The 902-nt window shown below is 65.5% G+C and carries 1 pseudogene; it reads right to left on the bottom strand.

The window, feature by feature from the left end:
- Positions 1–44: 44 nt before the first annotated feature.
- Positions 45–774, bottom strand: a pseudogene (locus tag FPZ47_RS27660) (MMPL family transporter); the annotation flags it as partial.
- Positions 775–902: the final 128 nt, after the last annotated feature.

Below are 902 nucleotides of genomic sequence, written 5' to 3'. Positions count from 1 at the left end.
GCTCGTCTGCGGGCCGGTCACCCTCGAGCTCCCATACCACACATGAGGTCATCCACATTCATGGCAATAGAGCCAAAGTTTTGGGCCTCGCTGTGCGTAGTGGCGGCCAATTGCTGCTGCAGCACATACTGCTGCTTGAGAATGTCGATCGTCTTGGCCAGTTCGCCGGCCTGCGTCCGCAGGTCGTCCGCGCGATCCCGCTGGTAGGTCAGGTTTTCCTGCTGGTTGGCGCTCTGCGTGCTGACCGCGAAGGCAAGCGAGCTGTGGTCGAGCGGGGTTCCCAGGGGCCTGGTGATCGACTGCACCTGGGCGATGCCGGGCACGTGGAACACCGCCTTGGCGACCCGGTCGAGGATGAGCATGTCGGCCTGGTTGCGCATGTCGTGGCCCGTTTCGACCATGAGCAACTCGGGCTCCAGCCGGGAGCGGGAGAAGTGCCGTTCGGCTGCCGCGTAGCCCACATTGGCCGGGGCGCCGGCGGGCATGTAGGGGCGGGGTGTCGTAACTCGTCTGGTAGCCGGGCAACGCGAGCAGGCCGATCAGGGCCAGCGCGGACGCCGCGGCCAGGACGGGTCCGGGCCAGCGGACGATGGCCGTGCCGATTCGCCGCCATCCGCGGGTTCTCATGGCGCGCTTGGGCTCGAAGATGCCCATCGCGGACCCCAGGGTCAGCACGGCGGGACCCAGGGTGAGCGAGGCGAGCAGCGCGACGACGATCCCGATAGCGGCCGGAATGCCCAGGCTTGCGAAATACGGCAGCCGGGTGAAGCTCAGACCCTGATTTTTCAGCCTGATGTGGGTGATGGCTGTGTCGTGACACGGAAGTGCCCTTCGTGCAAGGGAAAATCGTGATGGTAGAAGTCATGATGTCCCGAGCAGAAGGGCACCCGCGAGGTGAATGC

The sequence above is a fragment of the Mycobacterium helveticum genome (assembly GCF_007714205.1).
Classification (GTDB): domain Bacteria; phylum Actinomycetota; class Actinomycetes; order Mycobacteriales; family Mycobacteriaceae; genus Mycobacterium; species Mycobacterium helveticum.
The sequence above is the reverse complement of the archived record's forward strand: the minus strand, read 5'-3'. Positions and strand labels throughout refer to the sequence as shown.